Below are 22,312 nucleotides of genomic sequence, written 5' to 3' on the forward strand. Positions count from 1 at the left end.
CACCTTCAGAGTTCAGCCACACCCTGTTCCTAGTCCGCAGGAACACTCCGGCACGCCCCGCCAAGGTCTGCCGGCGGATGATCCGGGAAGGTTTGCGGCCAGACACTGACCGGGCTGGTAGCGATGAAACCGTCAGCGAAGGTGGCCTCGATGAACTGCGCCTGCCAACCCGCGCTGGGTGCAGTTCGCTGCACGGTAAGCCGCCGCTTCGGCTTGATCGTCCGGGACTCGTAGCGCACCCCACAGGCATAGCGGAAGTCCCGATCCCGACTGTTGCTGGCCGTCCACACTTTGACGGTCGATGGCCGCTCGGAAAATCTGACCTGCATCGTTCCTGCGCGCTCATCGGCGAACAGCTGCACCTTCGGCAGCGCCTTGCCCATACGCAGGCGCTTCACCACAGGCACCAGCGTACTGACCACCGTCTCACGCACTCCGGCATGGTCCGAATTCGGCAATACCCTCAGGCTGGTCTGCCCCGGCAGGCGCTGCTGGTAATCGGTAACCGGGTCGGGGGCGAAGAAATCATCGCCACTGGCGGATACCAGGTACTTGGGGATCGCCAGACGCTGGCCAGGCTCATCGAGGTACTGCATCGGATCGATCATGGCTGCCAGGCGCGCAAATCCCGGACTGTCCAGCTGCTTCAAGACCCCAGCCTGCTGATAAGGCAGCAACGCCAGGGGCCAGCGGCCACCGTAGCGCTGACGCAAGCCGGCCAGCATGGCGGCGGTATCCTCCACCTCGATCACGTTGGGAACGATGGCCATCACCCGGTCATCGGCCAGCGCCGTCAACCATGCCCCCCAACCACGCTTGGAGCCGCCCGTGATGATGAACCGGTCGACCTTGTGCCCGATCTTTTTCAACTGATCCTGCGCAAGGTCCATCGCACGGCTGGCCGCAGCGGCCATCGGCACCTGCAAGGGCAGCTCAGGCGCGGCAGCCTGGTCATTCAGCGCATGCGCCCAGGTATGGGCGACAGCTTCATCTTCACGCAGGGGTTTCTGGACGTCACTGAAGGTCAGCGCCTGATTGGGCACATCGCTGACCATCACCACCGCGATGCCTGCCTTCAGGGCCACCTCACGCAATATCTCGCGGGTATAGCTCGGGGGCTGCGCCGCACCAAAGCGCACGCCATTGTTCACGACCAGCAACGCCTTGCCGGGCGCGGCATGGCGGGGCACGTGCAACTCGACATCGTGCTTCCATTCACGCGGCTGCACGACCGGGGCCGGCGCCCATTGCTGGGAGGTCATGTGAAACGCCAGGAAGCGATAGTCAGGCGATGACGTCTGCTCGAACAACTGGGCATCCAGTGGCGTCTGTCGAACATTGCCGATGTGGCACCTGACCACTTCCTGTGGCCGCAGGCCGGCGCAGTCCTGCTGGCCGCTGGCATGGAAACTGGCGAACAGACAGGAGATCGCGAATAGCCAGCGAACATTCATGAAGCGCTCTTCCTTGAGAACCAAAGCTCCCCAGCCTAGACACCACTTGGCCAGGCCGCCAGCGGCATAAACAAAAACGCCCCCGGCCTTTCGACCGGGGGCGTTTCATTCAGCCTGAGCTAACTCAGTTCTTGGCTTTCTTGGCAGCGCGGGTACGCTCGCCTTCGTCCAGGATCTTCTTGCGCAGGCGGATCGACTTAGGCGTGACTTCGCACAGCTCGTCGTCCTGGATGAATTCCAGGGCCTGTTCGAGGGTGTGGCGAACTGGTGGAACCAGGGCGATGACTTCGTCTTTGCCCGAAGCACGCATGTTGTCGAGCTTCTTGCCTTTGGTCGGGTTCACGCCCAGGTCGTTGTCACGGCTGTTCAGGCCGATGATCTGACCGTTGTAGATCTCCTGGCCGTGCTCAACGAACAGCTTGCCGCGAGCCTGCAGGGTTTCCAGCGAATAGGTCAGTGCCTTGCCAGTCTCGACCGAAACCAGAACACCGTTCAGACGGCCGGACATCTGGCCCGACTTCATGGTGTCGTAGCGATCGAAGATCGAGGTCAGGATGCCTGCACCGTTGGTCAGGGTCAGGAACTGGTTACGGAAACCGATCAGACCACGGGCTGGAATGTTGTACTCCAGGCGAACACGGCCCTTGCCATCCGGCACCATGTTGGTCAGGTCGCCCTTACGCAGACCCATCTCTTCCATGACCTTGCCCTGGGATTCTTCAGGGATGTCGATGGTGACGTTCTCGAACGGCTCCTGCTTGACGCCGTCGACTTCGCGGATGATCACTTCAGGACGGCCCACGGCCATCTCGAAGCCTTCACGGCGCATGGTTTCGATCAGCACGGACAGGTGCAGCTCACCACGGCCCGATACCTTGAACTTGTCAGGGGAATCGGTTTCCTGAACGCGCAGCGCAACGTTGTACAGCAGCTCCTTGTCCAGACGGTCCTTGATGTTACGGCTGGTGACGAACTTGCCTTCCTTGCCGCAGAACGGCGAGTCGTTGACCTGGAAGGTCATCGAAACGGTTGGCTCGTCAACGGTCAGCGGCTTCATCGCTTCTACCGCATCCGGGGCGCACAGGGTGTCGGAGATGAACAGCTCGTCGAAACCGCTGATGCAGACGATGTCGCCAGCCTGGGCTTCTTCGACGTCGACGCGGTGCAGGCCGTGGTGGCCCATCAGCTTGAGGATACGGCCGTTACGCTTCTTGCCGTTGGTGTCGATGGCGACAACAGGGGTGTTCGGCTTGATGCGACCACGGGCGATACGGCCAACACCGATAACGCCGAGGAAGCTGTTGTAGTCCAGTGCCGAGATCTGCATCTGGAACGGGCCGTCACGGTCAACGGAAGGCGCCGGTACGTTGTCGACGATCGACTGGTACAGGGCGGTCATGTCTTCGCCCATGGCGGTGTGGTCCAGGCCGGCGATACCGTTCAGGGCCGAGGCGTAGACGACTTTGAAGTCCAGCTGTTCGTCGGTGGCACCGAGGTTGTCGAACAGGTCGAAGATCTGGTCCAGAACCCAGTCAGGACGCGCGCCTGGACGGTCGACCTTGTTGATCACGACGATCGGCTTCAGGCCGGCTTCGAAGGCCTTCTTGGTCACGAAGCGGGTTTGCGGCATCGGGCCGTCCTGGGCGTCGACCAGCAGCAGCACGGAGTCGACCATCGACATGACACGCTCAACCTCGCCACCGAAGTCGGCGTGGCCGGGGGTGTCGACGATGTTGATGTGGTAGCCGTTCCAGTTGATGGCGGTGTTTTTCGCCAGAATGGTAATACCGCGCTCTTTTTCCTGGTCGTTGGAGTCCATGACGCGCTCGTCGTTGAGCTCGTTACGCTCCAGGGTGCCGGACTGACGCAGGAGTTTGTCGACCAGGGTGGTTTTACCATGGTCAACGTGGGCGATGATGGCGATGTTACGCAGATTTTCGATCACAACTGTATCTCGATCAGAGGATTCGGTTGCCGCCAGTGTAGGCGGCGAATATGTACGGTTTGCGGCTCAGCGGGCCCGAGGGTCGGGAGGGCGATGGCGGATACTGCCGCCATACAGCCCTGGCGTCTTATGTCGGACGATAAACACGCACATTGGCATGTCCCTCACTGAGCAGGTGGTGTGCGTGCAAACGGCTCATCACACCTTTGTCGCAATACAGCAGGTACTGGCGCGTAGGGTCCAGGTGTTTGAACTTGCTGTTGATCGCGTAGAACGGCATGGCCTGGATTTCGATACCTTCCAGTGCCAGAGGTTCGTCTTCCTGGGCATCGGGGTGGCGAATGTCGATGACGATCTGGCCAGGCAGCGCCTCGGTCACTTCCTCGACCTCGATGTCCTTGCCCAGCTCATCGATCACGTGGTCGATGGAGATGAACTTGGCACGCTCCAGGGCACGCTCCAGTACGGCCATGTCGAACTGCTTTTCTTCGTGCTCCATGCGGTGGCGCTTGGCATGGGTGGTCGGGTTCACCGAGATCACGCCGCAGTATTCCGGCATGTGCTTGGCGAAGTCGGCGGTGCCGATTTCGGTGGCCTGGTCGATGATGTCCTGCTTGTGGCTGGCCAGCAATGGACGCAGCACCAGCTTGTCGGTGGCCGAGTCGATGATCGACAGGTTCGGCAGGGTCTGGCTGGAGACCTGGGAGATCGCCTCACCGGTGACCAGGGCATCGATCTGCAGGCGGTCGGCCATGTGCGCGGCGCCACGCAGCATCATGCGCTTGAGCGTCACACCCATGTAGCTGTTGTCGACCTTGTTGAGGATCTCGCCGACCACTTCTTCGAAGGGCACGCTGATGAACAGCACGCGCTGGCTGCTGCCGTACTTTTTCCACAGGTAGTGGGCGACTTCCATCACGCCCAGCTCGTGGGCACGGCCGCCGAGGTTGAAGAAGCAGAAGTGGGTCATCAGGCCACGGCGCATCATCTGGTAGGCCGCCACGGTGGAGTCGAAACCACCGGACATCAGCACCAAGGTCTGCTCCAGCGCGCCCAGCGGGTAGCCGCCGATGCCGTTGTGCTGGTTGTGGATCACATACAGGCGCTGATCGCGAATCTCGATGCGCACCACGACTTCAGGCGTCTTCAGGTCGATGCCGGCTGCGCCGCACTGCTGGCGCAGCTGGCTGCCGACGTAGCGGTCGACGTCCATCGAAGTGAAGTCGTGATGACCGCCGCGCTTGCAGCGCACCGAGAAGCGCTTGCCGGCCAGCAGGTGGCCGAAGTGGTGCTTGCACTTGGCGACGATATCGTCGAAGTCACCCAGCGGGTATTCCTCGACCTGCAGGAAGTGGGTGATGCCTGGCGTGCAGGTGAGGCGCTCGATCATCTCGCGCTGGACCTTCTCGTCCTCGACGCGGGTGACCACTTCGAGATTGTCCCAGACACCATCGACCGCGAGCTCTGGATCAAGGTCCTTGAGCACGTTGCGGATGTTCTTGCCGAGCTGGCGGATGAAGCGCTTGCGCACCGGCCGGCTCTTGATGGTGATTTCTGGGAAGACTTTGACGATAAGTTTCATTGGGTTAACAGCGCGCGCAAGGCCTGCCGAAAATGAGGGGCGCGAATTATAGCGGAAATTGCTCAGGATTTGACCAACTTTTGATCAGAAGCTTTGAGATAAATGTGGGAGGCAGGATTTGCAGCGCCTGTGCCGGCCTCATCGCGGATAAATCCGCTCCTACAGGGACTGCACAGCTGGTAGGCGCGGATTTATCCGCGACGAGGCCCTCAAAACATGCACACCCTCCATGCCATGCACTCATTTGGTGCTCTACACTCGATTCATGCCTCGTAAGGGTGCACCTTTTCCCGCAGACAGCCCGGCAAATGCCCGCAGACGCCCCTTTTTATCCAGCCCTCGCCATTTTCGGGCACTGGCATGCAATTTGCTCCCTTGTGAGGCAGGTAAGCTTGGCCGACTATCCGCGCCCGGCAACACCCTTTTTCCAGAGCAGCGGCCCACCGCGCTCTAGACCCTCCGGAGGACAACATGTCGAAGTCGGTTCAACTCATCAAAGATCATGACGTCAAGTGGATTGATCTGCGTTTCACGGACACCAAAGGCACTCAGCATCACGTGACCATGCCGGCGCGTGATGGCCTGGACGAAGACTTCTTCGAAGTCGGCAAGATGTTCGACGGTTCCTCCATTGCTGGCTGGAAAGGCATCGAAGCTTCCGACATGATCCTGATGCCGGTCGACGAGACCGCTGTTCTGGACCCGTTCACCGAAGAGCCGACCCTGATCATCACCTGTGACATCGTCGACCCGTCGAGCATGCAGGGCTACGATCGCGACCCACGTGCGATCGCCAAGCGCGCCGAAGAGTACCTGAAGAGCACCGGCATCGGTGACACCGTATTCGCTGGCCCTGAGCCAGAATTCTTCATCTTCGACGAAGTAAAGTTCCAGTCGGACATCTCCGGTTCGATGTTCAAGATCTTCTCCGAGCAAGGCTCGTGGATGACTGGCGCTGACGTGGAAGGCGGCAACAAAGGCCACCGTCCAGGCGTGAAAGGCGGCTACTTCCCGGTTCCGCCGTTCGACCACGACCACGAAATCCGTACCGCCATGTGCAACGCTCTGGAAGAAATGGGCCAGACCGTTGAAGTTCACCACCACGAAGTGGCGACTGCCGGCCAGAACGAAATCGGCGTCAAGTTCAACACCCTGGTGAAGAAAGCCGACGAAGTTCAGGCCCTGAAATATGTCGTGCACAACGTTGCCGACGCTTACGGCCGTACCGCCACCTTCATGCCGAAGCCACTGTACGGCGACAACGGCTCGGGCATGCACGTGCACATGTCGATCTGGAAAGACGGCAAGAACACCTTCGCCGGCGAAGGCTATGCCGGCCTGTCCGACACCGCCCTGTACTTCATCGGCGGTATCATCAAGCACGGTAAGGCCCTGAACGGCTTCACCAACCCGTCGACCAACTCGTACAAGCGTCTGGTCCCAGGCTTCGAAGCCCCGGTAATGCTGGCCTACTCGGCTCGCAACCGTTCCGCCTCGATCCGTATTCCTTACGTCGGCAGCCCGAAAGCCCGTCGTATCGAAGCCCGCTTCCCGGATCCATCGGCCAACCCGTACCTGGCCTTCGCGGCCCTGCTGATGGCTGGCCTGGACGGTATCCAGAACAAGATCCACCCTGGCGACGCTGCCGACAAGAACCTGTACGACCTGCCGCCAGAAGAAGCCAAGGACATCCCGCAGGTTTGCGGCAGCCTGAAAGAAGCTCTGGAAGAGCTGGACAAAGGCCGTGCGTTCCTGACCAAGGGCGGCGTGTTCTCCGACGACTTCATCGATGCCTTCATCGAGCTGAAGAGCGAAGAAGAAATCAAGGTCCGCACTTTCGTACACCCGCTGGAATACGAGCTGTACTACAGCTGCTGATCTGATCGGCGCCTGGCGCCGATCTGAATCACCGAAAACGGCCTTCTTCTGAAGGCCGTTTTTTGTTTTACGCCCATCTGTTTCAGACGCTTCCTACAAGCGGGGCCCGTCTGACTGCGCACAATCACATCTCCGACAATAAGGAGATTGCCATGCGCCCCCTACCCTTCGCGCTTAGCTTCGCCATCACGCTAGCCGGCTGCAGCGCCCCCTCACAACCTGAATTCAACCCTTTGCTTTCGGCAATCGGGCAGCGCCTGGACTTGGCATACGCCGTGGCCGTGCACAAATGGGACAATGGCGTGCCAGTCGAGGCCCCCATGCGAGAACAAGAGGTTCTGCAGCAGGTTCAAGCTACAGCGCATGACTACGGCTTGCCTCCCGAAAGGGCAGCGGCCTTTTTCAGCGACCAGATCGAAGCCAACAAGATGATCCAGTACGGCCTGATCGACCGCTGGACTGCGCTGGGGAAGCGGCCCCCTCAGCAAGCCAGAGACCTTGCCGATGAACTGCGCCCGCGCCTGGACATGCTCCAGGCGACATTGCTGTTCGAGCTGGGCAACCTGGACCGCAAGCCGATGAACGACTGCCCTCGTCAATTGACCGAAGCATTGAACGGGCACGCCGGCGACCCGCTCCGGCACATGGCCCTGGTCCGCGCAACCGCACAATTGTGCGTAGGACGTTGACCCCAGCAATGCTCTATATTGGTGCATAAGCGTATCGAGCGCTTCTATCTGCAGCCCAAAACAGGTCACTTGAAACGATAAATCAGGGCAATCTGATCCGAATAAGCGCAATTCCAGGTCTTTATCAGGCAATTCCGCTTCTTTTCGGAGCCTTGGTTTGTTTCTTGCATTTTCCTGTGCAGAGACTGGCATCCGCGGATCCGCCGCCTGCCCGGCCATGGCCGTGCCTTGCCTGACAAGCGCCAAAAGAGGTCAACGACGCCTTATGACCATCAGCGATGCACAGCACCGTCTGCTTCTGGACAACCTGACCACCGCCACGCTCCTGCTCAACAGCGAGCTGCGGCTGGAGTACATGAACCCTGCGGCGGAAATGCTCCTGGCCGTGAGTGGCCAGCGCAGCCACGGGCAGTTCATCAGTGAATTGTTCACTGAATCGACCGAGGCGCTCAACTCGCTGCGCCAGGCGGTGGAACAGGCGCACCCGTTCACCAAGCGTGAAGCGCAACTGACCTCGCTGACCGGGCAGGCCATCACCGTCGACTATGCGGTGACACCGATCCTGCACCAGGGCAATACCTTGCTGCTGTTGGAAGTTCACCCGCGTGATCGCCTGCTGCGCATCACCAAGGAAGAGGCCCAGCTGAGCAAGCAGGAAACCACCAAGATGCTGGTGCGCGGCCTGGCCCACGAGATCAAGAACCCGCTCGGCGGTATCCGTGGTGCAGCACAGCTACTGGCCCGCGAGCTGCCTGAAGAGGGCCTGCGCGACTACACCAACGTGATCATCGAAGAGGCCGACCGCCTGCGCAACCTGGTCGACCGCATGCTCGGCTCGAACAAGTTGCCGTCGCTGGCCATGACCAACATCCACGAAGTACTGGAGCGGGTCTGCAGCCTGGTCGAAGCCGAAAGCCAGGGCTGCATCACATTGGTGCGCGACTACGACCCGAGCCTGCCAGACGTATTGATCGACCGCGAGCAGATGATCCAGGCCGTACTGAACATCGTGCGCAATGCGATGCAGGCGATCAGCTCGCAGAACGAGCTGCGCCTGGGCCGCATCACCCTGCGCAGCCGCGCCGTACGCCAGTTCACCATCGGCCATGTGCGCCATCGCCTGGCGGCACGTATCGAGATCATCGACAACGGCCCGGGCATCCCCGCAGAACTGCAAGACACCCTTTTTTATCCCATGGTCAGCGGGCGCCCGGACGGTACCGGGCTCGGCCTGGCCATCACCCAGAACATCATCAGCCAGCATCAGGGCCTGATCGAGTGTGAAAGCCACGCAGGGCACACCGCCTTCTCGATCTTCCTGCCCCTGGAACAAGGAGCCACCGCCTCATGAGCCGAAGTGAAACCGTATGGATCGTCGATGATGATCGCTCCATCCGCTGGGTCCTGGAAAAAGCCCTGCAGCAGGAAGGCATGACCACCCAGAGCTTCGACAGCGCCGATGGCGTCATGGGCCGCCTGGCCCGCCAGCAGCCGGATGTGATCATTTCCGATATTCGCATGCCCGGCGCCAGCGGCCTCGACCTGCTGGCGCAGATTCGCGAACAGCATCCGCGCCTGCCGGTCATCATCATGACCGCGCATTCCGACCTGGACAGCGCCGTGGCGTCCTACCAGGGCGGTGCTTTCGAATACCTGCCCAAGCCGTTCGACGTCGATGAGGCGGTGTCGCTGGTCAAGCGCGCCAACCAGCACGCCCAGGAACAGCAGGGCCTCGATGTTCCCCAGGCCTTGGCCCGCACCCCGGAAATCATCGGCGAAGCGCCGGCGATGCAGGAAGTGTTCCGCGCCATCGGCCGCCTGAGCCACTCCAACATCACCGTATTGATCAACGGCGAATCCGGCACCGGTAAAGAGTTGGTGGCGCACGCCCTGCACCGTCACAGCCCGCGCGCTGCTTCGCCGTTCATCGCCCTGAACATGGCCGCCATTCCCAAGGACCTGATGGAGTCGGAGCTGTTCGGCCACGAGAAAGGCGCCTTTACCGGCGCCGCCAACCTGCGCCGCGGTCGCTTCGAACAGGCCGACGGCGGCACCTTGTTCCTCGATGAGATCGGTGACATGCCCGCCGATACCCAGACCCGCCTGCTACGGGTTCTGGCCGATGGCGAGTTCTATCGCGTTGGCGGCCACGTGCCGGTGAAGGTCGATGTCCGCATCATTGCAGCGACCCACCAGAACCTGGAGTCGCTGGTCACGGCCGGCAAGTTCCGTGAGGACTTGTTCCACCGCCTGAACGTGATCCGCATCCATATCCCGCGCCTGGCCGACCGCCGCGAGGACATCCCGGCGCTGGCCCGCCACTTCCTCGGCCGTGCCGCTCAGGAACTGGCCGTCGAGCCGAAGCTGCTCAAGCCGGAAACCGAAGAGTTCATCCGCAACCTGCCGTGGCCAGGCAACGTGCGCCAGCTGGAAAACACCTGCCGCTGGATCACCGTGATGGCGTCCAGCCGCGAAGTGCTGATCGGCGACCTGCCGCCGGAGCTGCTGAACCTGCCGCAAGACGCAGCGCCAGTCACCAACTGGGAGCAGGCGCTACGCCAGTGGGCGGATCAGGCGCTGGCGCGCGGGCAGTCGAACCTGCTCGACAGCGCGGTTCCCAGCTTCGAGCGAATCATGATCGAGACCGCGCTCAAGCACACCGCCGGTCGCCGGCGTGATGCTGCGGTGCTGCTGGGTTGGGGCCGCAACACCCTGACCCGCAAGATCAAGGAACTGGGGATGAATGTGGACGGTGGGGATGACGATGAGGGTGAGGATCACTGACCTGCTGCGCCACCTGTAACACCCCTGGGGCTGCTTCGCAGCCCTTTCGCGGCTGAAGGCCGCTCCTACAGGAATTCGTGATCGCCTGTTGAAGCGGCCTTCAGCCGCGAAAGGGTCGCAAAGCGGCCCCAGCCCTATCTGCTCCATGCACCGATCCTGTGCCCGATGCACCTCGCAAAGGCACAAATCCCCCGAAATTCTGACCAAATCCCCCTCAAAGTCCAGTATTCGCGGGCTTTGCGAAACTGGCACGCCCCCTGCAATAGCTCATACATACCCAGTTTCGGGGGCCCTGGTACAGGCAGGCCGGGTGACCCCTCTTTTATTCGCAGTAACGCCAGTTTTGGGGACCTCGGTACAGGCAGGCCGGGCCATCCCCCCTTTAATTCGCTGTAAACCCTTTTGGGGACCTTGGTACAGGCAGGCCGAGATATCCCCTCTTTTATTCGTGCAGTTTCACCTGCACCCGCCAACGTCCAGCGTCCTCTGCACCGGCCCATTCGCCGTGCAGGGGACGCGCGGCAATCACCGTCAGCAACAACCCCTTGTCGCTCTTCTGCAACCGCCAGCCGACCGGCTTGCCTTGCAGGTCCAGCTGACCACGCTGCGCCTTGCCCTCGGCCTCGAACAGCAGTGCCACGGTGCCTTCGACGTTTTCGCCATGCAGCTTGGGCGCTTCGTTGAACCACAGGTTCAGGCCATCCTGCACCACTTCGACCTGCTCCAGCACCCGTTCTTCAGGGGCAGTCAGACGGCCAATCATCAGCCCCAGCAAAACCCCGAACAGCGCCAGGGAAAGCAGCATGCGCGGCCAGGCCTTCGAACGCAGGTCGGGTTCAGGGGTAGAATGCTCGTCATCTTCACGTTTGGAGCCGTGCATGTTTCACGTCATCCTTTTTCAACCAGAAATTCCGCCGAATACCGGCAATATCATCCGCCTCTGCGCCAACAGCGGTTGCGCCCTGCACCTGATCGAGCCGATCAGCTTCGAACTGGACGACAAGCGCCTGCGCCGTGCCGGGCTGGATTACCACGAGTATGCCACGCTCAAGCGCCACGAAAGCCTGGCCGGATGCCTGGAAAGCCTGGGCAATCCGCGGCTGTTCGCCTTTACCACCAAAGGCTCGCACCCGTTCCATGAAGTGGCCTATCAGCCCGGCGATGCGTTTCTGTTCGGGCCTGAGAGCCGCGGGTTGCCAGCCGAGGTGCTGGACAGCCTGCCCGCCGAACAACGCCTGCGCCTGCCCATGCGGCCGGGGTGCCGCAGCCTGAACCTGTCCAATACCGTGGCGGTTACCGTTTATGAGGCCTGGCGGCAGAACGGGTTTGCCGGGAGCTGACCTTTAACCCGCGAGCAGGCCGGTACAGGCAACAAAAAAGCGCCCCGAGAGGCGCTTTTTCGATACCGGCAGAATTACTGCACGGTCGGCGTTTCGCCAGCTTCCTGCATGCGCTGCAGCTCTTGCGCGTACAGGGCGTCGAAGTTGACCGGCGACAGCATCAGGGCCGGGAACGAACCGCGGGTCACCAGGCTGTCCAGGGTCTCACGGGCATACGGGAACAGGATGTTCGGGCAGAACGCGCCGAGCGTGTGGCTCATCGACGAAGCGTCGAGGTTCTTGATCAGGAAGATGCCGGCCTGCTGAACTTCAGCGATGAAGGCCACTTCGTCGCCGTTCTTGACGGTCACCGACAGGGTAAGCACCACTTCATGGAAGTCGCCTTCCAGGGCTTTCTGCTTGGTGTTCAGGTCCAGCGCAACGCTCGGCTCCCACTGCTGACGGAAGATCTGCGGGCTTTTCGGGGCTTCGAACGACAGGTCGCGCACGTAGATGCGCTGCATGGAGAACTGAGGGCTGTTGTCTTCTGCAGCAGCGCCGTTGGTCTGTTGGTCAGTCATGGCAGATCCTTAATCCTAATGTTTTTGAATGCAGTGCAAATCAGACTGCCAGCAGCGCGTCGAGCTTGCCGGCGCGCTCCAGGGCGTAGAGGTCATCGCATCCACCGACGTGGGTGCTGCCGATCCAGATCTGCGGCACCGACGTACGGCCGGCCTTCTGGCTCATTTCGGCGCGCACCTGCGGCTTGCCATCGACCTTGATCTCTTCGAAGGCAACGCCTTTGCTCTGAAGCAGGTGCTTGGCGCGCATGCAGTAGGGGCAGTAGTCGCTGGAATAGACGATGACGGGCTTCATATCACTTCACCAAAGGCAGGTTATCGGCTTTCCAGCTGGAAACGCCACCGCTCAGCTTGGCGGCAGTGTAACCAGCCTTGAGCAGCTCGCCGCAGACCGCGCCGGACTGCTGGCCCATCGCGTCGACGACGATCAGGGTCTTCTCTTTGTGCTTTTCGAGCTCGGTCATGCGGTTGGCGAGCTTGTCCTGCGGGATGTTCAACGCACCGACGATGTGGCCGGCGGAATATTCCTTGGACGGGCGAATGTCGATGACCAGTGCCTTGTCGGCATTGACCAGCGCGGTCAGCTGGCCGTTGCTCAGGCTCTGGCCGCCACGGCGCAGTTCATTGACGAGCAGTGCAACCAGCAGAACCACGAAGATCGCCACCAGGATGTAGTGATCTGTCGCGAATTGAATCAGGTGAGCAACCATCAGCGGTGTTCCAGGCGATTGAAAATGCCGGCCAGTATACACACCCCCCCAGTGCCACCAAAGCCCGATGGGCCGGAGGTAAAGGTACCTTCATGTTACCGGGTTGCCCGCGCCGGTCGGGTGACAGGACGATTATTCGCCGTTGATGGCGCATTTGCCCTAAAATGCGTGTCTTTATCATCTTTGAACAACCGTGAGTTTGATTGATGACGAGCACGCCCAAACCTCTGGTCCTGATCATCCTGGATGGATTCGGCCACAGCGAAAGCCCCGAATACAACGCCATCTATGCCGCCAGCACACCGGTCTATGACCGCCTGCGCGCCACCCAGCCGCATGGCCTGATTTCCGGGTCGGGGATGGATGTCGGCCTGCCGGACGGGCAGATGGGCAACTCCGAGGTCGGGCACATGAACCTTGGCGCGGGCCGCGTCGTCTACCAGGACTTCACCCGGGTCACCAAAGCCATCCGCGATGGCGAGTTCTTCGAGAACCCGGTGCTCACCGGGGCGGTGGACAAGGCTGCTGGCGCCGGCAAGGCCGTGCACATCCTCGGCCTGCTGTCCGACGGTGGCGTGCACAGCCACCAGGACCACCTCGTCGCCATGGCCGAACTGGCCGCGCAGCGTGGCGCCGAGAAGATCTACCTGCACGCCTTCCTCGATGGCCGCGACACCCCGCCACGCAGCGCCCAGTCGTCGATCGAACTGCTCGACGCGACCTTCGCCAAGCTCGGCAAGGGCCGTATCGCGAGCCTGATCGGCCGCTACTTCGCGATGGACCGCGACAACCGCTGGGACCGCGTCAGCGCCGCTTACAACCTGATCGTCGACAGCGTTGCCGAATACACCGCCGACACCGCGCTGGCGGGCCTGGAAGCAGCCTATGCCCGCGAGGAGAACGACGAATTCGTCAAGGCCACGCGCATTGGCGAGGCGGTGAAGGTTGAAGACGGCGATGCGGTAATCTTCATGAACTTCCGCGCCGACCGCGCCCGCGAACTGTCGCGTGCCTTCGTCGAGCCGGACTTCAACGAGTTCCCGCGCGCACGCCTGCCGAACATGGCGGCCTACATCGGCCTGACCCAGTATTCGGCAAAAATCGCCGCGCCGGCAGCCTATGCACCGTCCAGCCTGGACAACGTGCTGGGCGAGTACCTGGCAAAAAACGGCAAGACCCAGCTGCGCATCGCTGAAACCGAGAAGTATGCACACGTCACCTTCTTCTTCTCCGGTGGCCGCGAAGAGCCGTTCGAAGGCGAAGAGCGCATCCTGATCCCGTCGCCGAAGGTCGCCACCTACGACCTGCAGCCCGAGATGAACGCTCCTGAAGTGACCGACCGCATCGTCGAAGCCATCGAGCAGCAGCGCTTTGACGTGATCGTGGCCAACTACGCCAACGGCGACATGGTCGGCCACACCGGCGTGTTCGAGGCTGCGGTGAAAGCCGTCGAGGCCCTAGATAACTGTGTCGGGCGCATCGTCGAGGCGCTGGACAAGGTGGGTGGCGAGGCCCTGATCACCGCCGACCATGGCAACGTCGAGCAGATGGAAGATGCGTGCACCGGCCAGGCGCACACCGCCCACACCAGCGAGCCGGTGCCGTTCATCTACGTCGGCAAGCGCAAGGTGCGGGTCCGCGAAGGCGGCGTACTGGCCGACGTGGCGCCGACCATGCTGAAACTACTGGGCCTGGAAAAACCGGCAGAAATGACCGGCACCTCGATCCTGGTCGACGCCTGATTCAGTGTCCCGGGGCCGCCTGGCAGCCCCTTTGCACATGAATTCCGGACAAACGCCCCGCTGCCCCGGCAGCGAGGCGTTTTTTTTGCCTGCCCGCACGGGCATACTAGGCCAGTCTCCATCCCCGGTACGCCAAACCCCATGCTACGCGCCCTGATCCTATTAGCCCTGTCCTGCCTGCTCAGCCCGGCATTCGCCGATGAGCGCGCGCAGACCCAGCAGCAACTGGACGCCACCCGCCAGGACATTGCCGAGCTCAAGAAGACGCTGAGCAAGCTCCAGGAAGAAAAAGCCGGTGTGCAAAAAGACCTCAAGGCCACCGAGACCGACATCGGCAACCTGGAGAAGCAGGTGGAGGCCCTGCAGCAAGAACTAAAAAAGACCGAGGGCGAGCTGGAGCGCCTTGATACCGAGAAAAAAAAACTCCAGAGCGCCCGCGTTGAACAACAGCGGCTGATTGCCATTCAGGCCCGTTCGGCCTACCAGAACAACGGCCGCGAGGAATACCTCAAGCTGCTGCTCAACCAGCAGAACCCTGAGAAGTTCGCCCGCACCCTCACCTATTACGACTACCTGAGCAAGGCGCGCCTCGACCAGCTCAAGGCCTTCAATGAAACGTTGCGCCAGCTGGCCAACGTCGAGCAGGACATTTCCCGTCAGCAGGAACAACTGCTGGCGCAGCGCGCCGACCTCGACACGCGCCGCCAGGCGCTGGATGCCGAGCGCAGCAAGCGCCAGCAGGTATTGGCCAAGCTCAACAGCGACGTGAAAGATGGCGACCAGAAGCTGCAGGCCCGCCAACAGGACCAGGCGGACCTGGCCAAGGTGCTCAAGACCATCGAGGAAACCCTGGCACGCCAGGCCCGCGAAGCCGAAGAAGCGCGCAAGAAAGCCCTGCTCGCCCAGCAGGAAGCCGAGAAACGCCGCCAGCAGGAGGCCCTGGCCGCCCGTGCGGACAGCGAAGACAGCGAGCCACCGAAAAAGGCCCGCACTACCCTCGGCCCACTGGTTTCCAGTGACGGCGCCAGCTACGGCGGTGCATTTTCTGCAGCCCGGGGAAAACTTCCCTGGCCGGTCAATGGTCGATTGCTGGCACGCTTCGGTGACGCCCGCGGCAGCGATGCCCGGGCCAAGTGGGACGGCGTGATGATCAGCGCCAGCCCCGGCACCCAGGTACGCGCAGTGCACGGCGGACGGGTGGTGTTTGCCGACTGGTTGCGTGGCGCTGGACTTCTGGTCATTCTCGACCATGGTAATGGTTACCTGAGCCTGTACGGCCACAACCAGAGCCTGCTCAAGAGCGCCGGCGACATCGTCAAGGCCGGCGAAGCCATTTCCACCGTTGGCGACAGCGGTGGCCAGGACAGCGCAGGCTTGTACTTCGCCATCCGCCAGCAGGGCCGGCCGACCGACCCTTCGCAGTGGTGCCGCGGCTGACACATTACATACGGCGTGGCGCCAGGCGCTGCGCCGATGCTCCGCAGGGAGCGCTTACAGGATCAGGAGTTCGTTCGACATGCTGCACTCGCCTCGCCTCACCCAGCTGGCCCTGACCATCGCCCTGGCGATTGGTGCGCCCCTGGCCAGCGCCGCGGAGCCGGCGAAAGCATCGCCAGCCAAGACTGCCGCAGTGCCCGCCACCGAGGTGACCGCCAAGGCACCGCTGCCGCTGGAAGAGCTGCGCACCTTTGCCGAGGTCATGGACCGTATCAAGGCGGCCTATGTCGAACCTGTGGACGACAAGACCCTGCTGGAGAACGCCATCAAGGGCATGCTCAGCAACCTTGACCCCCACTCGGCCTACCTCGGGCCTGAAGACTTCCAGGAGCTGCAGGAAAGCACCAGTGGCGAATTCGGTGGCCTCGGCATCGAAGTGGGCCAGGAGGACGGCAATATCAAGGTGGTATCGCCTATCGATGACACCCCGGCATCGCGAGCCGGCGTGCAGGCCGGGGACCTGATCGTCAAGATCAACGGCGCCCCGACCCGCGGCCAGACCATGACCGAAGCGGTCGACAAGATGCGTGGCAAGGTGGGCGAGAAGATCACCCTGACCCTGGTGCGCGATGGCGGCAGCCCGTTCGACGTAACCCTTGCCCGCGCGGTAATCCAGGTCAAGAGCGTGAAGAGCCAGCTGCTGGAAAGCGGTTATGGCTACATCCGCATCACCCAGTTCCAGGTCAAGACCGGTGACGAGGTCGGCAAGGCCCTGGCCAAGCTGCGCAAGGACAACGGCAAGAAACTGCGCGGGGTGATCCTTGACCTGCGCAACAACCCCGGCGGCGTGCTGCAATCGGCAGTGGAAGTGGCCGACCACTTCCTGACCAAGGGCCTGATCGTCTACACCAAGGGCCGCATCGCCAATTCCGAACTGCGCTTCTCCGCCGACCCGGCCGACGCCAGCGAAGGGGTGCCACTGGTGGTGTTGATCAACGGCGGCAGCGCTTCGGCCTCGGAAATCGTCGCCGGCGCCCTGCAGGACCAGAAACGCGCCGTGCTGATGGGTACCGACAGCTTTGGCAAGGGCTCGGTACAGACCGTGCTGCCGCTGGCCAATGACCGCGCACTGAAGCTCACCACTGCGTTGTACTACACGCCCAACGGCCGCTCGATCCAGGCCCAGGGCATCGTCCCCGACATTGAAGTGCGCCCAGCCAAGTTGACTGCCGATGCCAACGACAACGATACCTTCAAGGAAGCCGACCTGCAGGGTCACCTGGGCAACGGCAACGGTGGCGCCGACCGCCCGACCGGCAGCACCAAGCGCCAGGAACGCCCGCAGGACAGCGACTACCAGCTGAGCCAGGCGCTGAGCCTGCTCAAGGGCCTGAACATCACCAAGGGCGACTGACCCAGCCCATGCGTTATCTGCTGTATCTGTTGGTCTGCCTGATGGCCGGGGTCGCACAAGCGGCACCGGCCGGCAAGGCCTACATGAGCATCATCATCGACGACCTGGGCCAAAGCGCCGAGCGTGACAGCCGCACCCTCGCCCTGCCGGGGCCAGTGACCATGGCGATCATGCCCGACACCCCACACGCCACCGATTTCGCCCGCCAGGCCCACAAGGCCGGCAAGACGGTGATCCTGCACATGCCCATGGACCCGGCCACCGGACCCTATGCCTGGCACCCCGGCATCCCCCTGGACGAACTGGCCCGACGCCTCGAGGCTGCCCTGGCCAAGGTGCCGTATGCCGCCGGTATCAACAACCACATGGGCAGCCGCATGACCGCCCAGCGTGAGCCGATGGCCTGGCTGATGGGCGAATTGCAGCGTCGACACCTGTTCTTCGTCGACAGCCGCACCAGCGCGGCCACGGTCGCTGCGGCCGAAGCCCAGGCCCAGGGGCTGGCGCATGTATCGCGGGATGTATTTCTCGACGACGTACGCACCCCCGAGGCAATTACCGGGCAACTGCAGCAAGGCATTGCGCTGGCTCGCAAGCAAGGCTCGGCCGTGCTGATCGGGCATCCTTACCCGCAGACGCTGGATGTGCTTGAGCGCGAATTGCCAAGGCTGAAGAGCCAAGGCATCGAGTTGATCAGGCTCAAGCAGATGATTGCCGTGCGCAGCAACCTGGCAATGCCGGGTCACGGCAAGAACGGGCGCTACACCAACCGCTAGATAAGCCCGTCACCTATATACCGCCACACGCCTCGCCAGCCCCCTCATGCTTCGTCCCTCCCTATCGAGGAGGTACGACATGCGAAACTCAACGCGATTGGCAACATTGGGCCTGATGCTGCTCAGCCAGCTGGCTGACGCCGAAGACAGCTTGCCCACTGCACCGCTTACCCTTTACAACAATGCCGGCCAGAACGCTCAGTGGAGCGGTGTCGGCCGGCTGCTCTGGAAGAACCGGCTGTGCATCGGCACCCTGCTGGACAGCCGCGATGCCACCCTTGCCAGCAGCGGGCCTGCCTACGTGCTCACTGCCGGTCACTGCGCAGGCGGCGTCAATGGCAAAATCATCGTCAACCAGCCAATGACCGGCAGTATTGCATTCAATTATTTTGCCGATACCCAGGACCAGCGCCGTACCGTGCGTGTGAAGCAGATGGTATGGAGCAGCATGCAAGGTGCCGACCTGGCCCTGCTGGAGCTGGATGCCACACTCGAAGAGTTGCTGGCGCAAGGCATCACACCGGTCAAGATCGGCCCATCCCCCACATCGGCGAACGCGGTAAAGGTAATCGGCGAACCCAGTTCGCTCGGCCAAGGGCTGCGCCTGTCAACCTGCACGGAGCGCTTCCATAGCTTCTCCAGTGTCAACAACTGGGTGTGGCGAAACGTCAGGCGCAACGATTGCCAAGGCCTCGATGAAGGGGCGTCCGGCAGCCCAGTCGTCGACAGCGCCACTCACCGCCTGATCAGCGTCGTCAACAGCTTGCATGACAATGAGGTAGGCGCGATCCCCATCCACCGTGTGCAGGGATGCTTCAGGGCCGGGCAGGCAGACCTGGAGCTGGACGATTGCCAACTGCTGCCAGGCTTTCAACTGACGCCGCAGGGCAGTAGTTTCAAGACCATCGTCAAAGCCCGCACCCTGCCCGATGGCTCGCTTGAACAACCACGCTGGGGCTTCGAGTTCCTGATCGACACCCCACGCTACCGCTACAAGACCAGCACCGATGCGCTCGCCTGTGAAGACCCGGTTGGCTACAGCGGCACGATTGCTGCTGATGCGGCAAGAATTGACGACCCCATCGGCGCCACGCCTGGAACGCACTACCTGTGCCTCGTTGGTGTGCAGTCCCCTGATCAATCGGCTTCCCGAGCGCTCATGGCCAATAGCCTGAGCCTTGCAGTCGAGCTGCTGCCACCCGGCCGGCCCAAGGCTGAGGTGAGCACCGAACGGCTGCCGAACGGAGACATCCAGGTAAACTGGCTGCGAGCTGCCGATATCGTGTTCTATCGGGTAAAGCGCGGCCCGGCGGCCACTACCCATTGCGATGATCATTCCGGTTATCGCCTGCTGCGCAGCCAGAGCGTGGTGATAGCACACGCGTCGTTACCCTTGAAACTGTGCAGCGTTGCCATTGACGTCATACGCCAGAGCTCCGAGTTTCGCACCGACTTGCTCGAGGCCAACACCCCCTGACAGCCCCATGGCCGCGGCTGCGCTTGTGCAGGGAAGCACAGACGCAGCAGGCGGCGCCCCCCGCGACATAATGCTCGGGCACAAAAAAGGCCCTGCTCCGCGGAGCAAGGCCTTCAGTTCAGCGCAACGCTATCAGCTGTAGACACGCCCCAACAGCTGCCGGTGGCTTTCGAACTGATCCAGCACATCCCGCACGATCTGCTCCGGCGCGAAGCCCATCAGGTCGTACTCCTGGCTACCATCATGCAGATACACCTCGGCACGGTAGAAGCGCTGGCGCACTTCCGGCTCGCCTTCCACCGGCGCCTCGCTCGGCGCGGCCATGTAGCCGTCCAGGCTCACTTCGTAAACGAACGGGTTGCCCTCGTCCATCATCACCCGCAGGCCCATCATGTTGCGCGATTGGCCAACACGGGTTTCCACTTCGAAGCCCAGGGTCTGCAACTGCGCGGCGGCTTCTTTCAGCGCCGGGCTGACGTGCTTGTCCATGAAGCGCTGTACCACGGCCTGGGTCGGCTGCAGTTCCAGCTGGGTCAGACGCTCGGAGAAGCCGCGGCGACCACGGGCGGCCAGCTCGGCACGCTCCTGCTCGACGGCCACGTCCTGCTTCATGGCCTTGTACAGGCCGAACATGAACAGCACCAGCACTACCGAGAACGGCAGGCCCGCCAGCACCACCATGGTCTGCATGGCTTCGAAGTTACCGGCGAACAGCAGGCCGATGGTAACCAGGGTGATGACCACCGACCAGAACACCACCATCCAGTGCGGGGCGTCTTCGTCAACCTTGCCGCCTTTGCAGGACAGGTTGGCCATCATCACCGCGCCGGAGTCGGCCGGGGTGAGGAACAGCACGAAGCCAACGAATACCGCCACACCGATCACGATCTTGGCCGCCGGGAAGTATTCCAGCAGCTGGTAGATCGACATCGAGGGCTGTTCAAGCGCGGTCTTGCCCAGCTCGACCGCGCCCTGGTTGATGACCAGGTCCAGCGCGGTGTTACCGAAGATCGACAGCCAGGCCAGGGTGAAGCCCAGCGGGATCAGCAGCACGCCGCTGACCAGCTGGCGCACGGTGCGGCCCTTGGAGATACGGGCAATGAACATGCCGACGAACGGGCCCCAGGAGATCCACCAGGCCCAGTAGAACACGGTCCACAGGCCCAGCCAGCGCTCGGACTTGCCGGCTTCGCCTTCGTATACATAGAGGTCGAAGGTCTTCAGCACGATACCGTTGAGGTAGTCGCCGATGTTCTGCACGAAGCCGTTGAGCAGGTGCAAGGTTTCGCCGCCCAGCAGGACGAAGATCAGCAGGCCGCTGAACAGCATGATGTTCAGGTTGGACAGGCGACGAATGCCGTTCTCTACACCCGATACCGCCGCCACGGTGGCCACGCCAGCCATGACCAGAATCACCACCAGCAGGTTGGTCTTGCTATGGTCCATGCCGAACAGGTATTCCAGGCCGGAGGACACCTGCATCGAACCTATCCCTAAGTTGGTCACCAGGCCCAGCAGGGTGACGAACATGCCGAAGATGTCCACGGCATTGCCCGCAGCGCCTTTGACCCAGCGCTCACCCACCAGCGGATAAAGCGCCGAGCGCAGGGCCAACGGTTGATTGTGGCGGTAGGCGAAGTAACCCACGGCCAGGCCGACCAGGGCGTAGATCGCCCAGCCATGCAGGCCCCAGTGCAGGAAGGTCAGCTGCAGGCCCTGGCGCGCGGCTTCGAGGCTGGCAGAGGTGCCTTCTGGCGGGTTGAAATAGTGGTCCAGCGGCTCGGACGCGCCGAAGTACAGCAGCGAAATGCCGATACCAGAGGAGAACAGCATGCCGGCCCAGGCGCCGTAGCTGAAGTCAGGCTGGTCGTCCTTGCCGCCAAGCTTGAGCTTGCCGTAGCCGGAGAAGGCCAGGTAGACGACGAACAGCAGGTAACCGCCGATCACCAGCATGTAGTACCAGCCGAAGGTGCGCGTCAGCCATTTCTGGGCTACGCCCAGCACCTGGCCGGCAGTTTCAGGTACAGCGATCAACAAGGCAGTCAGAACGAGGATCATCAGCGCGGAGGTGAAGAACACCACGCGGTTGACCCGGACCCTCTCGGCGGGGGGCTTGGTAAGTGAGGCAGAACTCATTGCACGAATGCTCCGGGCAGTACGGCTTTGGAGGCTAATCAGTCTTTTCCCGAGCAATTGGTGGAATTCCGCCACTGCATCAGGTGTTATAAAAGCACCCTGGAAACCGCGATCCCGAATCGATACGTTGCAAAAAACAGACAGGTGGCCTGCTGCAAATGCCACGCCCTCCACTGGGGTGCGCGCATTCGTCACAGATCACCCCGCCCGCTCCAAGGGCCTGTCGCAGGCCAGTGACCGTACGGCAGAATCTGCATTTCGCCTCGCTCATGCCCGTCAACGCCTTGTATTCCGGGGGTTACGCGATTTCCTGGGGTGTCAATCCGTGCCTTCTCGACCGCCTGAAAGACTGTCAATGGCACAAATTGTCGCAGAGCTTATTCTTTAT

The 22,312-nt window shown here is 62.0% G+C and carries 18 protein-coding genes; 10 read left to right on the forward strand and 8 right to left on the reverse strand.

Annotation, left to right across the window (positions count from 1 at the left end):
• Positions 1 to 29 precede the first annotated feature (29 nt).
• The 3 genes from HU738_RS07105 to thiI all read right to left on the reverse strand — a co-directional run bounded on the left by HU738_RS07105 (position 30) and on the right by thiI (position 4,981).
• Positions 30 to 1,454, reverse strand: a complete 1,425-nt coding sequence (locus tag HU738_RS07105; RefSeq protein ID WP_186601764.1) for a PhoPQ-activated protein PqaA family protein — start codon at positions 1,452 to 1,454, stop codon at positions 30 to 32.
• A gap of 124 nt (positions 1,455 to 1,578) precedes the next feature.
• Positions 1,579 to 3,399, reverse strand: a complete 1,821-nt coding sequence (typA, locus tag HU738_RS07110) for a translational GTPase TypA (protein ID WP_054884261.1) — start codon at positions 3,397 to 3,399, stop codon at positions 1,579 to 1,581.
• Between the two features lie 127 nt (positions 3,400 to 3,526).
• Positions 3,527 to 4,981 (reverse strand): tRNA uracil 4-sulfurtransferase ThiI, encoded by a 1,455-nt coding sequence (gene thiI, locus HU738_RS07115; RefSeq protein ID WP_186601765.1) that lies wholly within the window; start codon positions 4,979 to 4,981, stop codon positions 3,527 to 3,529.
• Between the two features lie 471 nt (positions 4,982 to 5,452).
• Between thiI and glnA the strand changes: the two genes are divergently transcribed.
• From glnA to ntrC, 4 genes are all read left to right on the forward strand, one after another.
• On the forward strand, positions 5,453 to 6,859 hold the full coding sequence (gene glnA / locus HU738_RS07120; protein ID WP_054884259.1) for a type I glutamate--ammonia ligase: 1,407 nt from the start codon (positions 5,453 to 5,455) through the stop codon (positions 6,857 to 6,859).
• A gap of 152 nt (positions 6,860 to 7,011) precedes the next feature.
• Positions 7,012 to 7,548, forward strand: a complete 537-nt coding sequence (locus tag HU738_RS07125) for a chorismate mutase (RefSeq protein ID WP_186601766.1) — start codon at positions 7,012 to 7,014, stop codon at positions 7,546 to 7,548.
• Positions 7,549 to 7,813: 265 nt separating this feature from the next.
• Positions 7,814 to 8,899 carry a nitrogen regulation protein NR(II) gene (gene glnL, locus HU738_RS07130; RefSeq protein WP_060509823.1) on the forward strand — a complete coding sequence of 362 codons (1,086 nt, stop codon included), beginning with the start codon at positions 7,814 to 7,816 and terminating at the stop codon, positions 8,897 to 8,899.
• Positions 8,896 to 10,332: a nitrogen regulation protein NR(I) gene (ntrC, locus tag HU738_RS07135; RefSeq protein WP_054884256.1), complete on the forward strand. Its 1,437-nt coding sequence runs from the start codon at positions 8,896 to 8,898 to the stop codon at positions 10,330 to 10,332. Before glnL ends, ntrC begins: the two co-directional genes overlap by 4 nt.
• Positions 10,333 to 10,774: 442 nt before the next feature.
• Here ntrC and HU738_RS07140 read toward each other — a convergent pair whose 3' ends face one another.
• Positions 10,775 to 11,212, reverse strand: coding sequence for a hypothetical protein (locus HU738_RS07140; RefSeq protein ID WP_099814486.1), 438 nt, complete (start codon positions 11,210 to 11,212; stop codon positions 10,775 to 10,777).
• Here HU738_RS07140 and trmL point away from each other — a divergent pair.
• Entirely contained in the window at positions 11,211 to 11,672 is a 462-nt protein-coding gene (gene trmL, locus HU738_RS07145; RefSeq protein WP_054884254.1) for a tRNA (uridine(34)/cytosine(34)/5-carboxymethylaminomethyluridine(34)-2'-O)-methyltransferase TrmL, read from the forward strand. The genes HU738_RS07140 and trmL overlap by 2 nt on opposite strands.
• A gap of 74 nt (positions 11,673 to 11,746) precedes the next feature.
• Here the strand turns inward: trmL and secB are convergent, their stop codons facing one another.
• Genes secB through HU738_RS07160 form a run of 3 tightly spaced genes read right to left on the reverse strand, consistent with a single transcriptional unit; the run spans position 11,747 to position 12,942 of the window.
• Positions 11,747 to 12,232 carry a protein-export chaperone SecB gene (gene secB, locus HU738_RS07150; RefSeq protein WP_054884253.1) on the reverse strand — a complete coding sequence of 162 codons (486 nt, stop codon included), beginning with the start codon at positions 12,230 to 12,232 and terminating at the stop codon, positions 11,747 to 11,749.
• A 40-nt stretch (positions 12,233 to 12,272) separates the two neighbouring features.
• Positions 12,273 to 12,527, reverse strand: coding sequence for a glutaredoxin 3 (gene grxC, locus HU738_RS07155; RefSeq protein ID WP_054884252.1), 255 nt, complete (start codon positions 12,525 to 12,527; stop codon positions 12,273 to 12,275).
• A 1-nt stretch (position 12,528) separates the two neighbouring features.
• Positions 12,529 to 12,942 (reverse strand): rhodanese-like domain-containing protein, encoded by a 414-nt coding sequence (locus tag HU738_RS07160; RefSeq protein ID WP_054884251.1) that lies wholly within the window; start codon positions 12,940 to 12,942, stop codon positions 12,529 to 12,531.
• 206 nt (positions 12,943 to 13,148) lie between these two features.
• Here HU738_RS07160 and gpmI point away from each other — a divergent pair, with 206 nt between their 5' ends.
• The 5 genes from gpmI to HU738_RS07185 all read left to right on the forward strand — a co-directional run bounded on the left by gpmI (position 13,149) and on the right by HU738_RS07185 (position 19,788).
• Positions 13,149 to 14,684, forward strand: a complete 1,536-nt coding sequence (gene gpmI, locus HU738_RS07165) for a 2,3-bisphosphoglycerate-independent phosphoglycerate mutase (RefSeq protein WP_186601767.1) — start codon at positions 13,149 to 13,151, stop codon at positions 14,682 to 14,684.
• A gap of 141 nt (positions 14,685 to 14,825) precedes the next feature.
• Complete coding sequence (locus HU738_RS07170) at positions 14,826 to 16,121, forward strand: murein hydrolase activator EnvC family protein (protein ID WP_176508136.1); 1,296 nt, start codon at positions 14,826 to 14,828, stop codon at positions 16,119 to 16,121.
• A 79-nt stretch (positions 16,122 to 16,200) separates the two neighbouring features.
• A complete protein-coding gene (locus HU738_RS07175) occupies positions 16,201 to 17,535 on the forward strand; it encodes a S41 family peptidase (protein WP_176508135.1) in 1,335 nt (444 codons plus the stop codon).
• Positions 17,536 to 17,543: 8 nt separating this feature from the next.
• The gene (locus tag HU738_RS07180; protein WP_186601768.1) at positions 17,544 to 18,311 is read left to right on the forward strand and encodes a divergent polysaccharide deacetylase family protein; all 768 of its coding nucleotides are present in this window, start codon (positions 17,544 to 17,546) and stop codon (positions 18,309 to 18,311) included.
• 79 nt (positions 18,312 to 18,390) lie between these two features.
• On the forward strand, positions 18,391 to 19,788 hold the full coding sequence (locus HU738_RS07185) for a trypsin-like peptidase domain-containing protein (protein ID WP_186601770.1): 1,398 nt from the start codon (positions 18,391 to 18,393) through the stop codon (positions 19,786 to 19,788).
• A gap of 132 nt (positions 19,789 to 19,920) precedes the next feature.
• On the opposite strand, the gene HU738_RS07190 is transcribed toward HU738_RS07185, so the two are convergent.
• A complete protein-coding gene (locus tag HU738_RS07190) occupies positions 19,921 to 21,867 on the reverse strand; it encodes a BCCT family transporter (protein WP_367616160.1) in 1,947 nt (648 codons plus the stop codon).
• Positions 21,868 to 22,312: the final 445 nt, after the last annotated feature.

Origin of the sequence: Pseudomonas vlassakiae, from assembly GCF_014269035.2 — a bacterium.
In the GTDB taxonomy this organism is placed as follows: Bacteria; Pseudomonadota; Gammaproteobacteria; order Pseudomonadales; family Pseudomonadaceae; genus Aquipseudomonas; species Aquipseudomonas vlassakiae.